Below are 17,837 nucleotides of genomic sequence, written 5' to 3' on the forward strand. Positions count from 1 at the left end.
ACGCGCTGCCGCCGCCGGCCGCGGCGCCGCTGTGTGGCTCGTTAGGTGGGTTAGTTGTCCCACCTCTCTTGCGTGTTGTTGCCGTTGGTGCGCGCCAGCGGCGGGAGTTCGAGGCCGCCGGCGGGCTTGGCGGACGGACGCTTGTAGCCGGTTGCGGCCTGGACGCTGGAGGGCCGCCAGTGGGTGCCGCCGCGGAGCGTCGGGACGCTCTCGGCGTTGAGGGTGTCGCTGATGGCTTGCAGCGACATGCCTTGGGCGCGCATCGCGCTGATTCGGCCGCTGAGCTCGGGGTCGTCGCGCACCGAGGCGTGGTTGTTAGCGCCGCCGGTCTGCATCGCGGTCAGTCCGGGCCGTGTGCGATCGGCGATCCGGCTGCGTTCCCAGCCGCCGATTTGTATGAGTGCGCCGGCGGCGAGTTCGCCGGCGGCCGTCGAGGTATCGAGATCGTAGTCGAGCGCGATCACGAACGCCTCGGCCTGGTTGAGCCATTGCAGGAGCTGCGCGAGTTCGGTGGCCGAGTGGGTGAGGTCGCCGAGGTGGGCGAGCACGAGGCCGGCGACGCGGCCGGCGGCGATCTGGTCGAGCGCGTAGGCGAGCCCGGGCCGGTCGGTGATGCGTCCGCTGGCCGGCTCGACGTCGTGCACGAGTCGGGTGAGCTGCCAGCCGCGGCGCTCGCACCAGGACCCGACGCTCTGCGCGCCGGTGTCGAGCTCGCGGTCGCGATCCTTGCCGCGCGCGACCGCGACGTAGCCGACGACGTCGACGGGCGCATGCGCCGGGGGCGGCGTGACCGCCGTCAGCTGCGCGCGGGGCTCGCCGTCGCGGACGTGGGCGGGCCGCACTGGGCGTGCGCGCAGCTCCGCTCGCACCCAACGGAGGATCGCGGCGAGGCCGAGCATGAGCATCACCGCCAGCAGCACGAGCCACGTCCGGTCGGCTCGCTCGAGCGGCGCCGACGGCGAGGTTCGGGCGAACGCTCTCGCCTCCTCGGCGGCGCTTGGCGGGCTCGGTGCCGCCCCGGTCGCGGGCGCGCGGCCCGCCGCGGGGGTCTGGCGCAGGGTCGCGACGCCGCGGGCGTCGACGCGCCCCGTGCGCGACAGGCCGTGTTTGGTCTGAAACCAGATCACGGCCGCGCGGGTGCGCGCACCGAAGCGGCCGTCGACCGGGCCGGGTCGGTAGCCGCGGCGCAGCAACCGTCGCTGCACCTCGCGCACGCGCCGCGAGCCGTTCGAACTGGCGTAGCCGCTACCAAGGGCGACGCCGCCCGCCGACCAGCCGCGCGGGAACCGCGCGACGGCATCACTGACGCGCTTGGGCAACGGATCGCGGATCTCGCGTCCGTGCCATCCCGCCGCCGCGGGCGGGTCACTGCCGGCGCCGCCGAATGCGGGGGGCGCCGCTATGAGGGCGAGCGCCGCGGCGAGCACTGCCAGGGGCCATCTCCGATACATCCTTCATCTCCCAAAAGAGTCGAGCGTGTGCCGACCGGCGCAGACGCCGGTCGAGGGGCCTGAGAACCGCGACGCGGTTCAGCCCGGGCGCTCGAGCAGGGAGATAAACGGCACCGGCCGTGGCATGACCGGTAGCGAGATCAAACGACAGAAGAAGACGGCGATCGACGCCAGCGCCGCGAGTGACAGCCACAACCCGAGACCGGAGGCAGCCGCGCCCGCGGCCGCGGCGGCCACGCCGCCGGTACCCACCGAGCCCGCCGGCACCGGCACCGGGGCCGCCGCGGCGACCGCGGGACCCGATGCCGGGCGCTGTCGGCTGGCGTCGTGAGCGCGACGCACGACCGGCGACGCAGCGACGTCGACCCGAGGCCCAGCCAGCGCGGCCACCTGCTCGCTCACGGGCGCCGCGAACGCGTCCTCGGCGCTCAGGTTGCGGTCCACCCGCAGCGAGGGCGGCCCGAGAGCGACAGGCGCCGCAACGACGGCGGGCGCGGACGCGACACTCATCGGCACGGCGGCTGCGACCTCCGGCGACGACGCGCCACCGGCGACGGACGCAAACGGCGAACTCGCCGGCACGCCCCGACCCTGATCGGGCGCGTCGACGACCGGCCGGCTCGCCGTCACCGGCTCAGTCGCGACCGACGCGCCTCGCTCCGCAGCGACCGGCTGAGCTCCGCCCGCCTCGGTGTTCGCGACCGGCCGGTCGACTCCAACGACGGTGTTCGAGGCAGGCATGACCGGCGTAATGGCCTCGGCGACGGCCGTCGTGACCGGCTTGGTTGCGTCCGCCAGGACGGTCGTGACCGGCTTCGTCGTCTCGGCCAGGACCGTGGTCACCGGCTTGGTGGTCTCGGCCAGGACCGTGGTCACGGGCTTGGTGGTCTCGGCGAGCGTGGCCGTGACCGGCTTGGTCGTCTCGGCCAGGACCGTGGTCACGGGCTTGGTGGTCTCGGCGAGCGTGGCCGTGACCGGCTTGGTCGTCTCGGCGACCGGTTTGGTGGCCTCGGTGACGACCGTCGTGACCGGTTTGGTGGCTTCAGCGACAGTTGTCGCTACGGGCTCGGTGGCCTTAGCGACGGCGGTTGTGACCGACTTGGTCGTCTCGGCGACCGGCTTGGCCGCCTCGATGATCGGCCTGGCGGCCTCCGCAGCCGGCTTCGCCGCCTGCGTCACTGGTTTGGCGGCCTCGGCGACCGGCTTGGTGACCTGGGCGGCGGGTTTGACCGTCTCGGTGACGGGCTTGGTGGCTTCGGCGGCGGACTGGGGCGCCTGCGTCACCGGCTTCACGGCCTCGGCGGCGGGCTGGGCCGCCTGCGTCACCGGCTCCGCGGCCTCGGCGGCGGGTTTGACCGTCTCGGTGACGGGCTTGGTGGCCTCGGCGGAGGGCTGGGCCGCGTGCGTCACCGGCTCCGCGGACTCGGCGGCGGGTTTCACCGCCTCGGTGACGGGCTTGGTGGCCTCGGCGACCGGCTTGACCGCCTCGGCGACCGGAGCCGGCGGCGGGGGGAGTTGGGCTGTGGCGAGGGGCGGGAACCAGGCCGTCAGCGCGATCGTCGTCGCTGCCGCCAGGAGGGTCCGGCGGCCGAGCCTGCGGATCGTTTCACGCTGTGCTGGCACCCACGTAGGGACTGCATTGGGCAGGAACGCCTGTACAGCAGGTTCCCGGTGTGCTGATGCGCTCACGTCCGGTCGGACGATGGCGTCAGGACACTGACCTTCTGCGCGCCGAGTGGCAGGCTCGCCCGCGAGGGTCAAGCCGGTTGCGGCCGCCGCTCCCGAGTGCATCAGGGAAATCGGATCCCGGCACGGCCCGCGAGCGCCCGCTCGTGCGTTCGATGATGGTCGACTGTTCGCGCGTCGTCGCTCATCCTGAGCACAACGTCGAAGGCGACGCTCCCGAGCGATCCGCCCGCTTCGCGGGCCGTGAACCCAACGTTGAAGCTGCGGCGGCCGCGTGGCGTGGTGTGGGCCCGCGCGGTGGTCAGCGTCGCCGGCAAGCGTGTCCGGACGGTCGGGCCTGTTGGCGCGCGCCGCTCGATCAAGCTCACGGGCCTTCCGTCCGGGGCGTTCGTCCTCGCCGTCACAGCGACTGCACGGGGCGGACGTGTCGCGAAGACGACGCGGACCTACCGCGCGTGCGTAGTGACAGCGGAACCGGTGCCGACCCCGGCTCCCGTCGCCACGCCTGCACCCACGCCGACGCCGCAACCCCAGCCGTCCGGTCCTATCCGGCCGACGGTCACGGTCCCGCCGGGCGATCGACCGACGACGCTCGTCACCCAGGACATCACGGTGGGCACCGGCGCCGAGGCGGTCGCGGGCAAGGTCGCGACCGTGCAGTACGTCGGCGTCGCGTGGTCGACCGGCGCGACGTTCGACGCGACCTGGGACCGCAACATGCCGTGCCTTTGGTTGCTCGGCAACGGCACCGTCATCACCGGGTTTGAGCAGGGTGTGACCGGGATGCGCGTCGGCGGTCGCCGCGAGCTCATCATCCCCGCCCGATCTCGCGTACGGGCACAACTCGTACCAGCTCATCGGCCCGGATGAGACGCTCGTCTACGTCGTCGACCTGATCGACGTCCAAGACCCGAGCGGCGCGGGCGTCGTCGCGGACACGAGACGCAGCCGTCGCGCGATTCGTTCGTCCGACTGAGCGGGTTCCGCGCTTCCCGTGTCCGGGGGATCTCGTAGGCTCGGAGGGGTATGCGTTTGATCGTCGCCCGCTGTTCCGTCGCCTACACCGGCCGCCTCACCGCCCACCTGCCGGAGGCGCTGCGGCTGATCATGCTCAAGGCCGACGGGTCGGTGCTCGTGCACGCCGACGCGGGTGGGTACAAGCCGCTGAACTGGATGACGCCGCCCACCGCGGTGATCGAGGAGGGCGACACGATCACGGTGCGCAAGATCAAGGGCGAGGACGCGCTGGAGATCACGCTGCACGAGGTCGTCTCCGACGTCACCCACGTCATGGACTTCGACGCCGACCGGCTGAGCAAGGACGGCGTGGAGGCCGACCTGCAGGTCGCGTTAGCCGAGGCGCCGCACTTCTGCGGCGAGGGGTTCAGGCTGGTCCGGCGCGAGTGGCCGACCGACATCGGGCCCGTGGACCTGATGTGCCGGGACGCCGAGGACGGGTGGGTCGCGGTCGAGATCAAGCGCATCGGCACGATCGATGCCGTCGAGCAGCTCTCCCGCTACCTGGAGCGCATCCGTCAGGACCCGGCGAAGTCGAGCTGCAAGGGCGTGCTCGCGGCGCAATCCGTGAAGCCGCAGGCCCGCGTGTTGGCCGAGTCCCGCGGGCTGGCATGGGTCGAGGTCGACCTTGCCGTGCTCCGCGGCGAGCGCGAACCGGCGCTCACGCTGTTTATCTGACTACTCGCCGTTCAGCGTCACGACGAGCGAGCGCGGACCGCCGCGTTCGCGGTGCTCGCAGAGGTAGATCCCCTGCCAGGTGCCGATGGCGAGGCCGCCGCCGCTCACCGGGAGCGTCAGCGACGGGCCGAGCAGCGACGCCTTGATGTGGGCGGGCATGTCGTCCGGCCCTTCGATGGTGTGGGTCCAGTACGGCGCGTCCTCGGGGACGGCGACGTCGAACCAGCTCTCGAAGTCATCGCGCACGTCCGGCGACGCGTTCTCGTTCAACGTCAGCGAGGCGGACGTGTGGCGGATGAAGACGTGCAGCAGCCCGACGCGCAGCGAGCGCAGCTCCGGCACCGCCTCGACCACATCCCGCGTGATGAGGTGAAAGCCGCGCGGCACCGGCCGCAGGGTGATCTCGCGCTGGACCCACATGCCGCCCTACGGTATCCGGGCCGCCCGCATGTCCACCCGCTCGCCGCGGAACGGCACGCCCTCGGCCTCCAATAGCGCCCGCTGACGAGCGCCCTTCGCCAGCGACCCGTCGGCCCGCACGATCCGCCACCAGGGCAGAGCAGGATCGGTGTCGCCGTGCAGCACCGTGCCGGCGAAGCGCGGCGCGCCGGGGGAGACGTCACCGTAGGAGCGCACGAACCCCTCGGGCACCGACCGGACCCGCTCCAGCACCGCATCTCGCCGCCTATTGTCTGAGCGATGCGCCATGGGACGTATTCAATCGTGGCCCTCGATCCGGCGACCGGTGAGCTCGGTGTGGCGGTGCAGTCGCACTGGTTCAGCGTCGGTCCGCTGTGCGCGTGGGCGCGGGCGGGGATCGGGGCCGTGGCGACGCAGTCCGTGGTCGAGCCCGCCTACGGGCCGAATGCGCTCGACCGGCTCGCCGACGGCGTCAACGCGAAGCAGGCGCTCGGGGAGTTGCTCGCCGCCGACTCGCTGCAGAGCGTCCGCCAGGTCGCGGTGATCGGTGTCGACGGCATGGTCTCGACCCACACGGGCAAGGACTGCATCGACCACGCCGGGCACGTGTCCGGCGACCACCACAGCTGCCAGGCCAACATGATGGCCCGCGACACGGTCCCGCAGGCGATGTCGGATGCGTTCGTCAGCTCGACCGGCGCGCTGCAGGACCGGCTCCTCGAAGCCCTCGAAGCGGCCGAAGGCCAAGGCGGGGACGTGCGCGGCCGCCAGTCGGCGGCGATGGTCGTCGTGCCCGCGGAGGGCGAGCCGTGGCGGCGGACGGTCGACCTGCGGGTGGAGGACCACGACGCGCCACTGCAAGAGCTGCGGCGCCTGATCACGCTCCAGCGCGCGTACGACCTGGCCGGAGCGGGCGACGAGTTGCTCGCCGCGGGGCGGACCGACGAGGCCGGGGAGCTGTACACCCGGGCCGCGCAGCTCGCGCCGAACTCCGACGAGCTGCTGTTCTGGTCAGGGCTGGCCCGCGCGCAGGCGGGCGATCTGCAGGCCGGCGTCGAAGCGGTTCGGCGGGCGGCCGAGGAGAACCCGAACTGGCTGGTTCTCCTCGACCGGCTCTCACCGGAATTCGCTCCGGCGGGTGAGGCGGTGCGCCAGGCGCTCCGCTAGCAGATGACCTGCAGGTGGAACGAGGTCGGCGTCGTGGCGTTCACGGTCACCTGGCTGGTGTTGGACCCGGTGCCGGGCGTGACGGCGAGCGCCTGCGGCGTCGGGCCGACGGGCGTGGCCGTGAAGGAGCACTTGCTGACGTCCTTGCCGAACGTGACCGTGTAGTCGTTGCCGGCCTGCGTCACGTTGTTGCCGGTGCCGACGCCGCGGCCCGTGGCGACGGCGTTGCCGTTGGTGACGACGGCGAACAGCAGATCGCCGGCGGCGGCGAAGTCGGTCGCCTTCTTGCCCGTGAGCGTCTCGGCGTCGTCGAGATCAGCCGCGTCCTTGCCGTCGACCTTGTCGGCGTTGAGGCCCGTGGCGACGCCCGTGGCGTTGGTCGTGAACGGCGCGCCGGTCGGGTTGCCGGTCTCGATGCGGCCGGCCTCGAGGCCGACGGTGTTGAACTCGAACGCGTGCCCGCCCTTGAGGTTGACGGCCTTCACGCAGGGCTCGTTGCCGAGCGAGGAGCGGCAGCCGTAGATGGCGCCACCGCCGTCGCCGTCCTTCTTGTTGGACTGGCGGGTGCCGTACGTCGAGTTGTTGGCGATGATCTCGGTCTCGGTGCTGAGAGCGAGCGCGGGGTTGCTCGACGGATTGCGCTTGCCGAGCAACATGTTGCGGCCTTCGCCGAAGCCCATCGCGACCGAGGGGACGCCGATCGCGAGGATAAGAGAGCAGACGATCGCTGCGCGACCGGAGAAACGGAGCTTCTTCATGCACCTTGCGACACCAGCCCCGCAACAGAGTTGCGGGGCTGCAAGGCGTCTGTCAGAGAGCTAGCGCTCCCCCGGCATCTTCTTCGGATTCACCGAAACCGGCACGCTGAGGTCGAGAGCGGTCCGGATGATCCGGGTCTGCTCGACGGTGTGGGCGGCCGGGTAACCCTCGCCCGGTGAGGCACGCTCCGGCCGGCCGACGTACCCGAACTCGATGTCGGTCGGGAGGATCTGCAGCAGGCGCGGCGACATGTGGGCGCGGGCGCCCATGTTGCGCGGCTCCTCCTGCGCCCACACGACCTCGCGCAGGTTCGGGTAGCGCTTGACCTCTTCGAGGATCTGCGCCTGCGGGAACGGATACAGGAGCTCGACGCGGGTGATCGCGACGCCCTCGTTGTTCTCGCGGGTCGCGTGGCCCTTGAGGTCGTAGAACAGCTTGCCGGTGCAGAGCACCAGCCGCGTGACCTTGTCCACGTCCACCCGCGGCTCGGCGAGCACGGGGAAGAAGCGCGAGTCCGCCAGGTGCTCGATCCGCGACGTCGCCTGCGGCAGGCGCAGGAGCGACTTCGGGGTCATGATCACCAGCGGGCGCTGCTTGGCCACGCGCGCCTGGCGGCGCAACAGGTGGAAGTACTGCGCGGGCGTCGTCAGGTTCGCGACGCGGATGTTGCCCTCGGCGGCCAGCGTCAGGAAGCGCTCCATCCGACCCGACGAGTGTTCCGGACCGGAGCCCTCGTAGCCGTGCGGCAGCAGCAGCGTCAGACGGGTCGTCTGGCCCCACTTCGACAGCGCGGACACGATGAACTGGTCGACGATCACCTGGGCCGAGTTGACGAAGTCGCCGAACTGGGCCTCCCACAGCACGAGCGCTTCGGGCGCCTCCATCGAGTAGCCGTACTCGAAGCCGAGGCAGGCGATCTCGCTCAACGGCGAGTTGTGCAGCTCCATCGGCGCCAGCGCGCCCGGGAGGGACTGGATCGGTGAGATCCGCTGCCCCGTCTTCGGGTCGTGCAGCACCAGGTGGCGCTGGGAGAACGTGCCGCGCTCGGCGTCCTGGCCGGTCAACCGCACCGGCGTGCCCTCGGTGAGCAGCGACGCGTACGCCAGCGACTCCGCCTGCGCCCAGTCGATGCCGCCGTCAGGGCCGATGGCCTGACGCCGGCGCTCGAGCTGCTTGACCAGCTTCGGGTGCACGGTGAAGCCCTCGGGAACCCGCAGCAGCTCCTCGTTGAGGGACTGCAGGCGCTCGGTCGAGACCGCGGTCTTGACCTCCGGCGACGCCGAGCGATCGAGCTCGTAGCCGCCCGTGGGCTGCTCGTCGCCCGCGCTCTGCAGCTGCTCCTTGAGCTCGCGATGGCGCTTGGAGAGGTCCTCCCAGATCTCGGCGGAGATCGCTTCGGACTCTTCCTCGGTGACGGTGCCGTTACCCACCAGCGAGGCCGCGTAGAGCTCGCGCACCGGCTTCTTGGCCTTGATCTTGGCCGTCATCTCCGGCTGCGTGTACGCCGGCTCGTCGGCCTCATTGTGGCCGTAGCGGCGGTAGCCGATCAGGTCGATCAGGACGTCGTGGCCGAACTCCTGGCGGAACGCGAACGCGAGCCGGACCGCGGAGATGCAGGCGGCGACGTCGTCGGCGTTGACGTGGAAGATCGGGACGTCGAAGCCCTTGGCGAGGTCCGAGGCCCAGCGGGTGGAGCGCGAATCGTCCGGGTCGGTGGTGAAGCCGACCTGGTTGTTGGTGATCAGGTGCAGCGTGCCGCCGACGGTGTAGCCGTCGAGCGCCTGCAGGTTCAGCGTCTCCGCCACCACGCCCTGGCCGGGGAAGGCCGCGTCGCCGTGGAGGATGATCGGCATCGCGGCGTTGGTGTCCAGCGTCGCGTGGGTGCCCTGACGTGAGGTCTGCACCGCGCGGGTGGCGCCTTCGACGACCGGCCCGACGTACTCGAGGTGGGAGGGGTTGGACTCCAGCCGGACCAGGACGCTCTCCTGGTCGCCGCACTGGTAGGTGCCCTGGGCGCCGTGGTGGTACTTGACGTCGCCCGTGCCGCCCTGCGGGATCGTGGTCACGGCCTCGATCGAGGACGCGCCTTCGAACTCGCGGAAGATCGTCTCGTACGCGCGACCCAGGTTGTGCGCGAGCACGTTCAGCCGGCCGCGGTGGGCCATGCCGATCACGACTTCGCGCGCGCCCTCGGCGGCGGCGAGCTGGATCATCTCGTCGAGCATCGGGACGGTCATGTCCAGACCCTCGATCGAGAACTGCTTCTGGCCCAGGTAGGCCTTGTGCATGAAGCGCTCGAACGAGTCCACCTGCGTCAGGCGACGCAGCAGCGCGACGTTCTCCTCCGGGCCGAGCGGCTTGCGGAACGCGCCGGTCTCGATCTTCTCGCGCAGCCAGACGCGCTGGCGGTGCGAGGCGATGTGCTCGATCTCGTAGGCGATCGTGCCGCAGTAGGTCTCCCGCAGGTGCGGGATGACGTCCGCCAGCGTCTCGCCAGGCACGCCCACGCGCAGGATCGAGGCCGGGATCTTGGCCATGATCTCGGGCGTCAGCTTCAGCGGCTCGGGGTCCAGCGCGGGGTCGCCCTCAGGCTCGGAGCCGAGCGGGTCCAGCCGCGCGGCCAGGTGGCCGTGCGTGCGGTGCGCCTTGATCAGCGACATCGCGGCCTGGACGGCCTGCAGCAGCTCGAGGTTCGGCTCCGCCGCGACGACGGGAGCGGCCTCGGTCTCGGTCGGCGGCAGCGGCGCCGAGACGATCGTCGGCGTCGGCGCCGTGGGCGCCGCGCCGATCTCCACGCCCAGGTCGGAGAAGACCTGCTCGTAGAAGCCGTGCTCGCCCTGCAGATACGCCTCGACGACCTGCAGGAACTGGCCGGACTCGGCGCCCTGGATGATGCGATGGTCGTACGTCGACGTCATCGTCATCACCTTCTCGGCGCCGATCGTGGCGCCGATCCCGGACAGGCCGGGCGGGTAGCCGATCGAGCCGGTGGCGACGATCGTGCCCTGCCCGTTCATCAGGCGGGGAACCGAGGCGATGGTGCCGATGCCGCCCGGGTTGGTGAGCGAGACGTTCGCGCCCTGGAGGTCGTCGGCGGTGAGCTTGTTCTCGCGCGCCTTGCCGATCAGGACGTTGAAGGCGTCCAGGAACTGCGGGAACGTGAGGCGGCCCGCGTCCTTGATCACGGGCACCATCAGCGTGCGCCCGCCGCCCTTCTTCTCGACGTCGACCGCGATGCCGAGGTTGACGCCGCCGTCGTCGAAGACGTGCGGCTTGCCGTCGAGCTCGGCGAAGTGGTACGCCATCACCGGCATCTGCTCGGTCGCGGCGCGTGCGATCGCGTACGCGATCAGGTGCGTGAAGGAGACCTTCTGACCGGCGCCCTTGAGCTGCTTGCGGCGGACGTCCAGGTTGGTGACCGTGAAGGTGCGGAACGAGGTCGCGGTCGGGATCTTGCGCGACTCGTCCATGTAGCGCGCGAGCACGGCACTGGCGCCCTTCAGGAGCGTCTGCTTGCCGTCGGTCGGCGCCGGGGCGGCAGCCGCCTTCGCCGGCGCCGCGTGGCCGTTCTCCTGGAAGGCGAGCACGTCGGCCTTGCCGATGCGCCCATCCGGGCCGGTCCCGGTGACCTTGCCCAGGTCGACGCCGTGTGCCGCCGCGACGCGGGCCGCGACCGGCGTGACTTTCAGGCCGTCGGGCGTGTGGATCGTCTCGACGTCACCCGCGGGAGACGCTTCCGTCGGGACAGGAGCGTTAAGGTCGGATGATCGGGGTGGGGCGGAGGGGATGTCCTGCCTTTTCGTCTCCGCGGCGCCGTTGCCGGAGGTCATGCGGGCGATGACCTGGCCGACCGTGACCGTGTCGCCGGCGTCGGCGAGCACCTCGGTCAGCGTGCCGGAAGTCGGCGCGGGGACCTCCGCGTCCACTTTGTCGGTCGAGATCTCGACGATCGTCTCGTCTTCGGCGACCGAATCTCCGGGCTGCTTGGCCCATTCGAGGATCGTGCCCTCGGAGACGGACTCGCCCATGGCGGGCATCTCGATCTCGATGACCGTGGCCTCCGCCGAAGGCGGTGCTTCCGCCGCCTCCTCAGGCGCATCCGCGGTGATCGCAGGACCCGACCCGTTGGTCGGCGCGATCTCGGCCAGCACGCTGCCGACCCCGACGGTGTCGCCCTCGGCGGCGTGGATCTTGACCACGGTGCCGCTCACGGGGGCGGGGACCTCCGCATCGACCTTGTCGGTCGAGATTTCGACGAGTGTCTCGTCCTCCGAGATCTCGTCGCCTTCCTGTTTGTGCCACTCCAGGATGGAGCCCTCGGAGACCGAGTCGCCCATCGGGGGCATGACCACTTCAACCGTGGTGTTCACTGCCATATCAGGGTCCTAGACCATATCGCGTTGTGGGAGTCCTGCAGGGGAAACTGCACGCCGTTCCGCATACAAAAAACCGATGGTGCCCGCAAAGGGTCCCACGCCACCGACGACCGCGACCATGACCCCGAGCCAGAGGGGGATCACGCGGCGCCGGACGGCATCGACGCAGAGCAGCGACATGACGATCCAGCCGATGCCGTGAGCCCATCCGAGCACGTACTTCGCCTCGTCGTGACCACCTGCGATCGCGACGACCAGCAGGGCGGTGTAGATCGCCGAGTGCGTGAAGGAGAGGTACTTGAGCGCGCGGAAGCTCACGGGCTAGCCACTAGCTAACAACGTTGCCATCCGCCGAAGTTGCGGATGTGATTCTTCTGGCCAATCGTTGGGGTCCGGAGGCCACCAGGCGTGGGCGTCGTGCTCGTGATCGCGGGTGACCTCGGTGCCGGGGGACAGCCATGCCTGACCGATCAACATCGCCATGTCACCTGGGGTGGAGATGAGCGCTTCGACGGCGATCCGCTCGGGTTGCACGGACCACTCTTCGGCAAGTTCGCGCCCGAGCGCGAGTGCCGGATCCTCGCCTGCATCAACGGCTCCGCCCGCTCCGAGCGCCCAGACCCCCGCCCAGGTGGCGACCCACTCCGCGCGCCGGCCGGCGAGCCAGCGGCCCTCGGAATCGCGCACGACGCAGAGCACGGAGAGCGCGCCGGAGGCGTCCTCGCGCAGCAGTCGCAGCGCCCAGCGCATCTCCTGGAGCTCCAGTTGGAGCTGCCCATTAACAACGGTGAAGCTCTGCAAGCGTCCTGCCAGACCGTCGTGCGACGGCGAGGAACGGGCCTTCAATTCCGCGATCGCGGAGTCCGCGGCGGCGACCTTGTCAGGCGTCGGTTCGTAGGGCGTGGTGCTCCAGCGCGACGTGACCCGGTCGAGCGGCCAGGGACCGCGAGCGAGGATGCCGGGCGGGTAAGGCAAGACGTGATCCAGCCTACCCCGAGCGGTACCCTGCGATCTATGTCGCTCGAAGCCTCCGGCAAGAACATGGAAGCCGTTTGCAAGGCCAAGGAGGCGCACAACAACACGTGCCCCTGGGGCGGCAACGCGACCGAGGTCCACCTGACCTTCTTCGACATCGATCGCCTCGGCTGGGAAGAGGGAGACACGATCTGCGGCCTCACCGTCGTCGGCGATGAGAAGGTCGCCACCGGGATGATGCGCGTCACCTGCGACGCCGAGCCCGACGGTGACAAGGACGAGTCCGAAGAGGTCGAAGAGGTCGTCGACGCCGTGTCCGAGCGCGAACTCGTGCCTGTCGGCCCGAGCACCGTGCCGGAGCACACCCCCTCCTGGAATTAGCAATTAGTACCGGCGGTCCAGCGAGTCTGGACCGCCAAACCCTCCCCGCAGGGCTGCTGACGCGGTCTCCTGCCTGACGATCCGCTTCGTCAGCTGGAGGTCGCATGTCCCAGGTCGTCGCCGAACCCATCGCAGCCGCACCCGCGCCGCGGGCGCACGGCGCCCTCGCGAAGGATGCCCTCGGGCTCCCAGCGGTGCTCTTCTGCATCGTCACGGGCGCCGCGCCGCTCGCGGCGATGATGTTCAACGTACCCGTGGCGGTATCCGGCGGCGGCTACGCCGTACCGGCCGCGTTCCTCGTCGCCACGATCGCGCTGACGATCTTCTCGACCGGCTACATCGAGATGTCGCGCCGCGTGACCTCCACCGGTGGCTTCTATACGTTCATCTCGCGCGGGCTGGGCAACGTGCTGGGGCTCGGCTCGGGCGTGCTGATCGCGCTCTGTTACGTGATCTTCGCCGCGGCGGTCACCGGCGTGCTCGGCTACTTCGCCTCGACCACGATCGACGACTGGTTCGGCATCTCGCTGCCGGCCTACGTCTACATGTTCGGCGCGCTCGCGCTGATGACCGGGTTCGCGTGGTTCCACATCGAGCTCACCGCGAAGATCCTCGGCGTCGCGCTCGTCGCCGAGGTGCTCGCGCTGCTGGCGATGTGCATCGGCATCATCGTCAACGGCGGCGGCCCCGACGGCTACAGCGCCGCGCCGCTGAACCCGGCCAACATCTTCGACAACGAGGCGGCGCTGAAGGTCTTCGGCGCGGCCGCGGCCGGCGTGGCGATCTTCGGCGCGTTCTGGTCCTGGGTCGGCTTCGAGATGGCGCCCAACTACGCCGAGGAGTCGCGCGAGCCGCGGAAGATCGCCAAGGCGGCGACCTACGGCTCGGTCGTCGGTCTCGGGATCTTCTACATCTTCGTCTCGTACATGTTCGTGACCGGGTACGGCCTCAACGGCTCGGCCCAGGCGGTCGCCGACCAGTTCGCGGGCAAGACGGCGTCGGCGTTCTACCCGCTGACCGACCAGTACGTGGGCTCCGGCCTCACCACGATCCTGCAGCTGCTGATCGTGACCAGCTCCTTCGCGTGCGCGATGGCCTTCTACAACACCGGCGCGCGCTACCTGTTCGCGCTCGCCCGCGAGGGCGTGCTGCCCAGCGCGCTCGGCAAGACGCACGCCAAGCGCCACGGGCCGGTGGTCGCGGCGATGGTCGTGAGCGTCATCGTCGGCCTGTACATGCTCGGCTTCACGATCATGGACTCGAGCACCGAGGCCGCGCTGCTGAAGCTGGGCACGTGGACGCCGCTGCTCGGCGTGCTCGGCATCCTCGCCGTCCAGGGCCTGTGCTCGGTGGCGATCATCCGGTTCTTCCTGACCGAGGCGCGCGACGGCTTCCACTGGTTCAAGACACTCGTCGCGCCGATCATCGGCACGCTGGCGATGGCCGGCGCCTGTTACCTGCTGATCGCCAACCGCGGCGTGCTCTCGGGCGCGGGCGACGCGCTGTTCATCAAGGCCGTACCGTGGGTGGTGCTCGTCGTCTTCGCGGCCGGCATGGTGCTCGGCTTCATCCTGCGCAGCCGCTCCCGCGAGACGTACGCCAAGATCGGCCGCTTCAGCCGCGAGGAGATCCCCGCATGAGCACCCTCGACGCCCCACCCGTCCTCCACCCCCTGGAGCCGCTGAGCGCCGAAGAGGTCTCCGCCGCCGCGACGATCCTGAAGGCCGAGAAGGGCCTCGAAAGCAGCGCGCGCTTCGTGTTCATCTCCCTGCACGAGCCGCCCAAGGCCGCCGTGCAGGCGGGTGAGGCGGTCCCTCGCGAGGCGTTCGTCGTGCTCTACGAGAAAGCCGAGCGCAAGACCTACGAGGCGGTGGTCTCGCTCACCGAGGGGTCCGTCGTCGCCTTCACCCACATCGAGGGCGTCCAGCCGCCGGTGACGTTCGAGGAGTTCATGGCCTGCGAGGCGGTCGTGCAGGCCGACCCGGACTGGCAGGCGGCGATGCGCCTGCGCGGAGTCGAGGACTTCACGCTGACGATGGTCGACCCGTGGGCGGCCGGCTACATGGGGCCGGAGGACGATCCGGGCGCTCGGCGGATCGTGCGCCCGCTGACGTGGCTGCGCGCCGCGCCCGGCGAGCACGGCTACGCGCGGCCGATCGAGGGCCTGGTGGTGATCGTCGACCTCGACGCGATGAAGGTCGTCGAGGTCGCCGACCACGGCGTCGTCGCGCTCCCGCCCAAGGCGGGCAACTACGACCCGGAGCGGATGGCCGATCCGGACAACGTGCCGTACTTCGAGGCGCCGCGCGCGGACCTCAAGCCGATCGAGATCACCCAGCCGGAAGGCGCGTCGTTCACGGTGTCCGGCCACGGCGTCGCGTGGCAGAAGTGGCACGTGCGGGTGGGGTTCACGCCCCGCGAGGGCCTCGTCCTGCACGAGCTCTCCTACGCCGGGCGGCCGATCATCTACCGCGCCTCGCTGGCCGAGATGTACGTCCCGTACGGCGACCCGGCGCCCACGCACCGCTTCAAGAACGTCTTCGACCAGGGCGAGTACGGCGTCGGCTGGCTGGCGAACCCCCTGACGCTCGGCTGCGACTGCGTCGGCGAGATCCAGTACTTCGACGGCGTGGTCAACGACCAGGACGGCGAGCCGATGGTGATCCCCAACGCCGTCTGCATGCACGAGGAGGACTACGGGATCGGCTGGAAGCACACCGACTTCCGGACCGAGGAGGTCGAGGTCCGGCGGTTGCGGCGCCTCGTCATCTCGAGCATCGCGACCGTGGGCAACTACGAGTACGGGTACTTCTGGTACCTCTACACCGACGGCACGATCGAGTACGAGGTCAAGCTCACGGGCGTGATCTCGACCGGCGCGCTGGCGCCCGGCGAGCGACCGAAGCACGGGACGATGGTGGCGCCCGGCCTCTACGGCCCGCACCACCAGCACTTCTTCTGCGTGCGGCTGGACATGGCCGTCGACGGCAACGCCAACAGCGTCGTGCAGGTCGACTCCGAGCCGCTGCCCTGGGGGCCGGACAACCCGACCGGGACGGCGTGGGTGACCAAGCGCACGGTCCTGTCCAGCGAGGGCATGGCGAAGGGCAAGATCGACCCGCTGAAGGGCCGTTTCTGGCGGATCGAGAACCCCGAGAAGGTCTCCGCGCTCGGCGATCCCGTCGCCTACAAGCTCGTCCCGGGCGAGAACGTCGCGCCGATGTACGCGCCGGACTCGCGCTTCGCCGCGCGGGCGGGCTTCACCCAGGAGCACGTGTGGGTGACGGCGTACGACCCGGCCGAGCGCTTCGCGGCCGGCGACTACCCCAACCAGCACCCGGGCGGCGACGGCCTGCCGCGCTACACGGAGGCCGACCGGCCGACCGAAGGCACGGACGTCGTGCTCTGGTACACGTTCGGCGCCCACCACGTGGTCCGGCCGGAGGACTGGCCGGTGATGCCCGTCACCCACGTCGGCTTCAAGCTCAAGCCCGCCGGCTTCTTCGCCGGCAACCCGGCGCTGGACATGCCGCGCTCAGCGCCCAAACACTGTCACTGCGAGTAGAAGGCCGCCTCTTCCTCCCCCAACGCGGTCACCGGGTCGTCCCCGTACATCCATTCGCGGGCGATCCGGTGCCAGTTGTTGGTGGCGCGCAACTGGCCGAGCACGGCGAGCGTGAGCAGCTCCACGCGGCGGCCGAAGATGTGGTCGGCCGGCAGCGTCTCGTGGCGCATCTGGCCGAAGTGCTCTGAGCGCGGGTCCGACATGTCGATCATCACCTGCGTGGCGATATCCGGCTCGAGCTCGAGCGTCTCGTCGGTGAGGTACCACCAGGTCGCGTCCAGGAACTGCGAGAGCAGCTTGTCGGGCCGGAACTTGTCCGGCTCCTTGAGCAGGCCGCCCTCGGCCCAGATCTCCCACAGGCGCTGCGCGTCGCCCTCGTGGCCGGCCCGCTGGGTCTCGAGCTCGAGCTCGATCAGGTTGCGCGGCATGACCTTGAAGAGCCCGAAGTCCAGGAACGCCACGCGCCCATCCGGCATCAGCAGGAAGTTGCCGGGATGCGGGTCGCCGCTGAACTGCCGGTGGCGGTACATGCAGCCGAAGTAGAAGCGGAAGACGATCTCGCCGACGCGGTCGCGCGTGGCCTGGTCGCCCTCCTTGACGCTGTCGAAGCCCGCGCCGGAGACGAACTCGCTGACCATCACCTTCTCGCGCGAGAGGCTCGTGACCACGTCCGGGACGACGATGAACGGGTGATTCTTGAAGATGCGGCTGAGGGCGCGCTGGTTCTGCGCCTCCAGCTCGTAGTCGAGCTCGTCGTAGATGCGCGAGCGGATCTCGTCGGCCGTGTTCTTGACGTCCAGGCCGGGCGCGATCCGCTTCATCAGGCGCAGGATCATCCCCAGGTTCTGCATGTCGGCCCGCACCGCCGCGGCCACGCCGGGGTATTGGACCTTGACCGCGACGATGCGATCGTCGGGAAGCCGCGCGCGGTAGACCTGGCCGATCGAAGCCGCCGCGATCGGCTCCTCGTCGAACTCCTTGAAGACCTCGCCCAGCGGCGCCTCGAGCTCGGACTCGATCACCTTGCGCATGTCGGTGAACCGGACCTTGGGCGCGGCGTCGCGCAGCGCGCCGAGCTTCTTCTGGAACTCCTCGCGGTGCTCCTCGGGCACGAGCCCGACGTCGAGGAAGCTCATGACCTGGCCGAGCTTCATCGCCGCGCCCTTCATCGTCCCCAGCGCGGCCACGATCTGCTCCGCGGCCTCCAGGTGACGGCGCTCGAGCGCGGCGCTGCGGCCCTCCTCGGAGCGGGCGAGGTTGGTCGCGTGGGTGCGCAGCTGGCGCGCGGCCTGGCCCGCGGCGAGGCTCGAGACCTTCGCGGTGCGGGAGATCCGCGAAGTGGGGATGCGATCTTTGGCCAAG

The 17,837-nt window shown here is 70.4% G+C and carries 16 protein-coding genes; 6 read left to right on the plus strand and 10 right to left on the minus strand.

What is annotated here, in order from left to right; all coding sequences use genetic code 11:
- Positions 1-50: 50 nt before the first annotated feature.
- From OM076_RS02725 to OM076_RS02735, 3 genes are all read right to left on the minus strand, one after another.
- Complete coding sequence (locus OM076_RS02725) at positions 51-1,451, minus strand: peptidoglycan-binding protein (protein WP_270037842.1); 1,401 nt, start codon at positions 1,449-1,451, stop codon at positions 51-53.
- A gap of 78 nt (positions 1,452-1,529) precedes the next feature.
- Positions 1,530-3,074 carry a hypothetical protein gene (locus OM076_RS02730; protein ID WP_270037843.1) on the minus strand — a complete coding sequence of 515 codons (1,545 nt, stop codon included), beginning with the start codon at positions 3,072-3,074 and terminating at the stop codon, positions 1,530-1,532.
- A 167-nt stretch (positions 3,075-3,241) separates the two neighbouring features.
- The gene (locus tag OM076_RS02735; RefSeq protein ID WP_270037844.1) at positions 3,242-3,505 is read right to left on the minus strand and encodes a hypothetical protein; all 264 of its coding nucleotides are present in this window, start codon (positions 3,503-3,505) and stop codon (positions 3,242-3,244) included.
- A gap of 94 nt (positions 3,506-3,599) precedes the next feature.
- Between OM076_RS02735 and OM076_RS02740 the strand changes: the two genes are divergently transcribed.
- Together OM076_RS02740 and nucS are read left to right on the plus strand one after the other, a co-directional pair.
- Positions 3,600-4,007, plus strand: a complete 408-nt coding sequence (locus OM076_RS02740) for an FKBP-type peptidyl-prolyl cis-trans isomerase (RefSeq protein ID WP_270037845.1) — start codon at positions 3,600-3,602, stop codon at positions 4,005-4,007.
- Positions 4,008-4,163: 156 nt separating this feature from the next.
- Positions 4,164-4,832 carry an endonuclease NucS gene (nucS, locus tag OM076_RS02745; RefSeq protein ID WP_270037846.1) on the plus strand — a complete coding sequence of 223 codons (669 nt, stop codon included), beginning with the start codon at positions 4,164-4,166 and terminating at the stop codon, positions 4,830-4,832.
- Here nucS and OM076_RS02750 read toward each other — a convergent pair whose 3' ends face one another.
- Positions 4,833-5,252 (minus strand): secondary thiamine-phosphate synthase enzyme YjbQ, encoded by a 420-nt coding sequence (locus tag OM076_RS02750; RefSeq protein ID WP_270037847.1) that lies wholly within the window; start codon positions 5,250-5,252, stop codon positions 4,833-4,835.
- 6 nt (positions 5,253-5,258) lie between these two features.
- Positions 5,259-5,504 carry an MGMT family protein gene (locus tag OM076_RS02755; RefSeq protein ID WP_270037848.1) on the minus strand — a complete coding sequence of 82 codons (246 nt, stop codon included), beginning with the start codon at positions 5,502-5,504 and terminating at the stop codon, positions 5,259-5,261.
- 27 nt (positions 5,505-5,531) lie between these two features.
- Between OM076_RS02755 and OM076_RS02760 the strand changes: the two genes are divergently transcribed.
- Positions 5,532-6,419 carry a DUF1028 domain-containing protein gene (locus tag OM076_RS02760; protein WP_270037849.1) on the plus strand — a complete coding sequence of 296 codons (888 nt, stop codon included), beginning with the start codon at positions 5,532-5,534 and terminating at the stop codon, positions 6,417-6,419.
- Here the strand turns inward: OM076_RS02760 and OM076_RS02765 are convergent.
- From OM076_RS02765 to OM076_RS02780, 4 genes are read right to left on the minus strand one after another with little or no spacing between them, the layout of a single operon-like run.
- Entirely contained in the window at positions 6,416-7,177 is a 762-nt protein-coding gene (locus OM076_RS02765; RefSeq protein WP_270037850.1) for a hypothetical protein, read from the minus strand. The two genes, OM076_RS02760 and OM076_RS02765, sit on opposite strands and share 4 nt — an antisense overlap.
- A 60-nt stretch (positions 7,178-7,237) precedes the next feature.
- Positions 7,238-11,554 (minus strand): multifunctional oxoglutarate decarboxylase/oxoglutarate dehydrogenase thiamine pyrophosphate-binding subunit/dihydrolipoyllysine-residue succinyltransferase subunit, encoded by a 4,317-nt coding sequence (locus tag OM076_RS02770; protein ID WP_270037851.1) that lies wholly within the window; start codon positions 11,552-11,554, stop codon positions 7,238-7,240.
- A gap of 9 nt (positions 11,555-11,563) precedes the next feature.
- Complete coding sequence (locus OM076_RS02775) at positions 11,564-11,872, minus strand: hypothetical protein (protein WP_270037852.1); 309 nt, start codon at positions 11,870-11,872, stop codon at positions 11,564-11,566.
- A gap of 3 nt (positions 11,873-11,875) precedes the next feature.
- Positions 11,876-12,529: an NUDIX domain-containing protein gene (locus tag OM076_RS02780; RefSeq protein WP_270037854.1), complete on the minus strand. Its 654-nt coding sequence runs from the start codon at positions 12,527-12,529 to the stop codon at positions 11,876-11,878.
- 39 nt (positions 12,530-12,568) lie between these two features.
- Here OM076_RS02780 and OM076_RS02785 point away from each other — a divergent pair, with 39 nt between their 5' ends.
- The 3 genes from OM076_RS02785 to OM076_RS02795 all read left to right on the plus strand — a co-directional run bounded on the left by OM076_RS02785 (position 12,569) and on the right by OM076_RS02795 (position 16,475).
- Positions 12,569-12,910 (plus strand): hypothetical protein, encoded by a 342-nt coding sequence (locus OM076_RS02785; protein WP_270037855.1) that lies wholly within the window; start codon positions 12,569-12,571, stop codon positions 12,908-12,910.
- Between the two features lie 104 nt (positions 12,911-13,014).
- Positions 13,015-14,550, plus strand: a complete 1,536-nt coding sequence (locus OM076_RS02790; RefSeq protein WP_270037856.1) for an APC family permease — start codon at positions 13,015-13,017, stop codon at positions 14,548-14,550.
- Positions 14,547-16,475: a primary-amine oxidase gene (locus OM076_RS02795; protein ID WP_270037857.1), complete on the plus strand. Its 1,929-nt coding sequence runs from the start codon at positions 14,547-14,549 to the stop codon at positions 16,473-16,475. The genes OM076_RS02790 and OM076_RS02795 overlap by 4 nt, the downstream gene beginning before the upstream one ends.
- On the opposite strand, the gene OM076_RS02800 is transcribed toward OM076_RS02795, so the two are convergent.
- Positions 16,463-17,836 (minus strand): ABC1 kinase family protein, encoded by a 1,374-nt coding sequence (locus OM076_RS02800; RefSeq protein ID WP_270037858.1) that lies wholly within the window; start codon positions 17,834-17,836, stop codon positions 16,463-16,465. The two genes, OM076_RS02795 and OM076_RS02800, sit on opposite strands and share 13 nt — an antisense overlap.
- Position 17,837: the final 1 nt, after the last annotated feature.

It is taken from the genome of Solirubrobacter ginsenosidimutans, assembly GCF_027587205.1.